The following is a 6000-nucleotide window of genomic DNA, read 5'->3' on the forward strand; positions in this document are numbered from 1 at the left end:
CGTCACGTGAATGCGGCGAAAGAATCAGTGGCGATGCGGGTTGCGCCAGGCCTGCGTACGGCGCAGCAGTCGATGCGAGATGCACGCGAACAGCACGCAGGCGAACGACGACGTCGCGAGCACGAGCGTGGCCATCGCGGCGGCCGGGCCCATCTGGCCCGCGTCGTCGAGGTTCAGGATCGCGACCGACGCGGGCTGCGTGTCGGGCGAGTAGAGGAACGCGACGGCCGACACGGTCGTCATCCCGTTGACGAACAGGTAGCGCGCGATCAGCAGGATCGCGGGCAGGCACACGGGCACGGTCACGCGCAGGAAGGTCTTGTAGAAAGGCACCTTCAGCGACGCGGACACGGCCTCGAACTCGCTGTCGATCTGCCTGAGCGCGGTGACGGCCGTCAGGTGGCTCGACGCGTAGTAGTGCACCACCGTGACGATCGCGAGCAGCCACAGCGAGCCGTACAGCCCGTTCAGCGGATTGCCGGGCGCGTTGAACAGGAAGATGTAGCTGATGCCCAGCACGAGCCCCGGCACGCCCATCGGCAGGATCGCGCACAGCGCGATGAAGCCGCGCAGCCAGCGCGCGCCGCGCGTCTTCTCGATCAGGTAGGCCCCGCCGAACACGACGATCGTGCCGCCGATCGCCACCGTCGCGGCCATCCGCAGGCTGTTCCTGTACGCGTCGAAGATGCCGGCGCCGATCAGCCCCATCTCGTAGTGCTGCAGCCCGAGGGTCATCTGGTACGGCCAGAATTTCACGAACGACGCGAACACCGAGATGCCGACCACCGCGATGAAGAATGCACACACGAGCGTGCAGTACGCGAGCATCGCCGCGTCGAAGCCGCGCGACGGTTTCGGCTGGTACGGCGTCGAGCGCGCGCCGAGCTGCGACTGCTGGCGGCGGCGGATGAAGAAGTCGACGCCGAACGCGACGAGGGCGGGGCACAGCAGCATCAGGCTCACGACGGCGCTGCGGTTGAAGTCCTGCAGGCCGATGATCAGCTTGTAGATGTCGGTCGACAGCACGTTGTACGAGCCGCCGATCACGACCGGCACGCCGAAGTCGTTGATACACATCGTGAACGCGACCATCGTCGCGCTGATCAGCCCGTACTTCGCGCCCGGCAGCGTGATCGTGAAGAACTTGCGCAGGCGGCCCGTGCCCATCGCGTCGGCGGCCTCGTAGAGCCGGCCGTCCGCGAGCGACAGCGCGGTGACGAGGATCATCAGCACGTGCGGGAACGACGCGTACACCATGCTCAGCACGATGCCCGGCAGTCCGTAGATCGAATGGCCGTGCAGCAGCGGCTTCAGCAGCCCCGCGTTGCCGAACCAGTAGATGAACGACACCGCGGACAACAGCGTCGGCGCGAGCAGCGGCAACAGCGCGATCGTGCGCGCCGCGTTCTTCAGCGGCATGCACGAGCGCGTCAGCGCATACGCGAACGTGAACGCCATCGGCACGACGATCATCGTGACCAGCGCGCCGACCGTCAGCGAATGCAGCATCGAGCGCAGCACGCCGCTGTCCTCGAGGTAATCGACGAAGTTGTGCGCGCCGACGAATCGCCCGTCGGCATCGACGAAGCATTTCTGCACGACGAGCGCGAGCGGCAGCAGCAGGAACAGCGACATCAGCGCGGCCATCGCGACGAGCGCGAACTGCGCGATGCGGTCGTGCCAGTGCGTGAGCTGCCGCACGTCGGCGGGGGCGGAGGCGCCACGGCGGCGCTCGGTCAGGACGGTGCTCATTGCAGTCGCTCCTTCGCGCACGGGAACACGCGGACATGCTCGCGATCGAGCGCGAGATCGATGCGCGCGCCGGCCGCCACGCCGGTGCGGTCGACGTCGTGATACGACAGGTCGGCGACGATTTCCTGGCCGTCGAGCCCGTCGATGCGGAAGCTCACGCGGCAGAACGCGCCGAGGAATTCGAGCTTCTCGACGCGGCCGGCCAGCACGTTGTCGGCCGTTTCGCCGGGCACGCGGATGCGCAGGTCTTCCGGCCGCACGTAGACCGATACCGCCGCGCCTTGCGCGGGGCGTGCCGTGCCGTGGCGGCAGTCGAGGCCGACCGCGCCCGCGCGCAGCGTGCCGTCCTGCGCGACTTCGGCGGGAATCGTGTTGACGCGGCCGATGAAATCCGCGACGAACGGCGACGCCGGCTGCCGGTAGATTTCGAGCGGCGTGCCGATCTGCTCGATCACGCCGTGGTTCATCACGACGATGCGGTCGGCCATCGACAGCGCTTCTTCCTGGTCGTGCGTGACCATGATCGTCGTCACGCCGAGCCGCTGCTGCAGCGCGCGGATTTCCTGGCGCAGCCGCACGCGCACGCGCGCGTCGAGCGCCGACAGCGGTTCGTCGAGCAGCAGCAGGCCGGGGGAAGTCGCGAGCGCGCGCGCCAGCGCGATGCGCTGCTGCTGGCCGCCGGACAACTGGCCCGGGTGCTTGCGATGGCTGTCGGGCAGGCCCACCAGCGCGAGCAGCGTGTGCACGCGCTCGTGGATCGCGTCGCGCTTCATCTTCCGGTTCACGAGCCCGTACGCGACGTTGTCGTACACGGTGAGGTTCGGGAACAGCGCATACGACTGGAACACGATGCCGTAGTCGCGCAGTTGCGGCGGCAGCCGCGAGATGTCGCGGCCGTCCTGCATGATGTGGCCGGCGTTCTGCGTTTCGAGTCCCGCGATGATTCGCAGCAGCGTGGTCTTCCCGCAGCCGGACGGCCCGAGGAAGCAGATCATTTCGCCCTTCATCACGCTCAGGTTGATGTCGGTCAGGACCTGCGTGTCGTTGTACCGCTTCTCGATGCGTTCTACGCTCAGATAAGGTGCCATGCGCGCCTCCATGCTGGGGCGGCCCGGGGGCCGGATTCGACGATGGAAAGGGTGACGCGGGGCGGCGCGCGGCGCGGCCCCGCTGCCGGTCGCGGCGTTACTGCTGCGTTTTCGACCCGTAGCGCTTCTGCCACGTATCGAGGATCGACTGGCGGTTCTTCGCCGACCACACGAAGTCGTTCTTCACGAGCAGGTCCGAGTAGTTGTCGGGGATGCCGGCGAGCTTGCGGGCGACACCCGGGTACGCGACGATCGCCCACCAGCGCGCGGTGATCTGGTTCGCGTCCTTGCTCGCCATGAAGTCGGCCAGCTTCTTCGCGGCGTCGGGCTGCTTCGTCGTCTTCATGATCGCCGTGCCTTCCATGTCCCAGCCGAGCCCTTCCTTCGGGAACACGAGATCGATCGGTGCGCCCTGCGACTGCAGTTCGTGGCCGCGGAACTCGAACGAGATGCCGATCGGGAATTCGCCGGTGCCGGCAAGCGTGCACGGCTTCGAGCCCGAGTGCACGTATTGCGCGACATTCCTGTCGAGCGCGTCCATGAATTTCCAGCCTTTGTCGTCGCCGAAGGTCTGCAGCCACGCGGTCACGTCGAGGTAGCCGGTGCCGGAGGAAACCGGGCTCGGCATCACGATCGCGCCTTTGTAGACGGGCTTCGTCAGGTCTTCCCACGACGTCGGCTTCGGGATGTTCTTCGCCTGCGCGGCGACGCGGTTGTAGCAGATCGTCGCGCCCCACACGTCCATGCCGACCCAGTGCGGCGGCGTGTTCGCGTCGCTGTACTTGCGCGTGAGCTGGTCGAAGCCCTTCGGCGTGTACGGCATCAGCATGCCCTGCAGGTCGAGCAGCGTGAGGCTCGACGCGGCGAGGCCGAGCACGACGTCCGCGCGCGGATTGTTCTTCTCCGCGAGCAGCTTCGCGGTGACCGAGCCGGTCGAGTCGCGCACCCAGCGGATCTCGATGTCGGGGTTCGCTTTCTCGAACGCGTCCTTGTACGGCTTCATCGCCTCGTCTTCCAGCGCGGTGTAGACGAGCAGCGACGTCTTTGCGTGCGCCGCCTGCGCGGCGCCGAGCGCGACCGCCGCGGCCAGCGCGAGACGGGCCGCGCCCGCCGCCCATGCATTCAAACGCTTGTTTACCGGCACTTCGTTCATCTTCAGACCCCTTGACTGTGGCGCCGCGGCACACGGCGGATGAGTGGAGACCAGCCCTCTTGCTGCTGCGTTGTTTTGCTTTCTGTTCTCTGCATGTTGTTGACAATCTACAAATCATCAATTTTAATGTCAAGCATGGAAAACACCTCCCTTCGGCGCGGCGCGGGCGCCGACGGCTCTACCCTTCGAACTGAAAGGAATGAACGTCATGACTGAAACGCCTGTATCCGTGGAAGTGAACGGCCGCCGCTACAACTGGATGCGCCGGCCTGTGGTGGTCGTGTGCGTCGACGGCTGCGCATACGAATACCTGGAGGAAGCCGCCGGGGCCGGCGTCGCGCCGTTCCTGCGCACGCTGCTGAAACCGGGCACGGCGCTCAAGGGCGAGTGCGTGGTGCCGAGCTTCACGAACCCGAACAACCTGTCGATCGTGACGGGCGTGCCGCCGGCGGTGCATGGGATAAGCGGCAACTATTTCTACGATCGCGACACCGGCGCCGAGGTGCTGATGAACGATCCGAAGTACCTGGTCGCCCCCACCGTGCTCGCGACCTTCGCCGAGCAGGGGGCGCGCGTCGCGGTCGTCACCGCGAAGGACAAGCTGCGCCGCCTCCTCGGCAAGGGGCTGAAGGGCATCTGCTTCTCGTCGGAAAAGGCCGACGAGGCGACCGTCGAGGAAAACGGCATCGACAACGTGCTCGAGCTGGTCGGCAAGCCCGTGCCGAGCGTGTACAGCGCGGACCTGTCGGAATTCGTGTTCGCGGCCGGCGTGCGCCTGCTCGAGACGCGTCCGATCGACCTGATGTACCTGTCGACCACCGACTACGTGCAGCACAAGTGCGCGCCCGGCACGGAAGGCGCAAACGCGTTCTACGCGATGATGGACACGTACCTGCAGCGCCTCGACGAACTCGGCGCGATCGTCGCGATCACGGCCGACCACGGGATGAACGCGAAGCACGACGATGAAACCGGCGAGCCGAACGTGATCTACCTGCAGGAGCTGTTCGACGCGTGGCTCGGTCACGACGCGGCGCGCGTGATCCTGCCGATCACCGATCCGTACGTCGTGCACCACGGCGCGCTCGGCTCGTTCGCGACCGTCTACGTGCCGGCGTCGGCCGATGCCGAGGCGCTGCGCGCGCGGCTCGCCGCGGTCGACGGCATCGAGGTCGTGCTGACCGGCGCCGAGGGCTGCGCGCGCTTCGAGCTGCCGCCCGCGCGCATGGGCGACCTGATCGTGATCTCTAAGCAGGACGTCGTGCTCGGCACGCGCCGCATCAAGCACGACCTGTCGGGCCTCGACGTGCCGCTGCGTTCGCACGGCGGGATCTCCGAGCAGATCGTGCCGCTGATCTTCAGCAAACCGGTCGCCGGCGACGTCACGGCCCGCGCGCGGCTGCGCAACTTCGACATCATCGACATCGCGCTCAACCATCTGCAGTGATGCGTACGCATCCGCAAGGGGACACACTCATGAACGCCATTGCAGCATCGACGGACGTCCGCGAGATTCGTCGCGAAGCACTGCGAATCGACGGCGAACGGATTCATCGCGACGCGGTAATCGAAGTGCGCAACCCGTACGACGGCGCGCTGGTCGGCACCGTGCCGAAGGCGACACTCGACGACGTGCGGCGCGCGTTCGCGGCCGCGCGTGCTTACCGGCCGGCGCTCACGCGCCACGATCGCGCGGCGATCCTGCGCCGCGCGGCCGACATCGTGCGTGCGCGCACGGCGGAGATCGCGGCGCTGATCACGGCCGAGGCCGGGTTGTGCATCAAGGATTCGACATACGAGGCGGGCCGCGTGGCCGACGTGCTGACGTTCGGCGCCGGTGAAGTGCTGAAGGACGACGGGCAGATCTTCTCGTGCGACCTGACCCCGCACGGCAAGAAGCGCCGCGTGTACACGCAGCGCGATCCGCTGCTCGGCGTGATTTCGGCGATCACGCCGTTCAACCATCCGATGAACCAGGTCGCGCACAAGATCGTGCCGTCGATCGCG

Annotated in this window: 5 protein-coding genes; 2 read left to right on the top strand and 3 right to left on the bottom strand. The window is 67.0% G+C overall.

The genetic code is table 11. From position 1 onward, the window contains the following. Positions 1 to 24: 24 nt before the first annotated feature. From VK92_RS27745 to VK92_RS27755, 3 genes are all read right to left on the bottom strand, one after another. Positions 25 to 1752 carry a putative 2-aminoethylphosphonate ABC transporter permease subunit gene (locus VK92_RS27745; RefSeq protein ID WP_048025644.1) on the bottom strand — a complete coding sequence of 576 codons (1728 nt, stop codon included), beginning with the start codon at positions 1750 to 1752 and terminating at the stop codon, positions 25 to 27. Further along, positions 1749 to 2840: a putative 2-aminoethylphosphonate ABC transporter ATP-binding protein gene (locus tag VK92_RS27750; protein WP_048025652.1), complete on the bottom strand. Its 1092-nt coding sequence runs from the start codon at positions 2838 to 2840 to the stop codon at positions 1749 to 1751. The genes VK92_RS27745 and VK92_RS27750 overlap by 4 nt, the downstream gene beginning before the upstream one ends. Positions 2841 to 2937: 97 nt before the next feature. Next, a complete protein-coding gene (locus VK92_RS27755) occupies positions 2938 to 3993 on the bottom strand; it encodes a putative 2-aminoethylphosphonate ABC transporter substrate-binding protein (protein WP_048025643.1) in 1056 nt (351 codons plus the stop codon). 208 nt (positions 3994 to 4201) lie between these two features. Between VK92_RS27755 and phnA the strand changes: the two genes are divergently transcribed. Beyond that, positions 4202 to 5440: a phosphonoacetate hydrolase gene (phnA, locus tag VK92_RS27760; protein WP_048025651.1), complete on the top strand. Its 1239-nt coding sequence runs from the start codon at positions 4202 to 4204 to the stop codon at positions 5438 to 5440. A gap of 29 nt (positions 5441 to 5469) precedes the next feature. After that, positions 5470 to 6000, top strand: a 531-nt coding sequence (locus VK92_RS27765) for an aldehyde dehydrogenase family protein (protein ID WP_048025650.1), incomplete at its 3' end; no start/stop codon positions are given.

This window comes from Burkholderia sp. LK4 (assembly GCF_001043615.1).
GTDB classification, from domain to species: domain Bacteria; phylum Pseudomonadota; class Gammaproteobacteria; order Burkholderiales; family Burkholderiaceae; genus Burkholderia; species Burkholderia cepacia.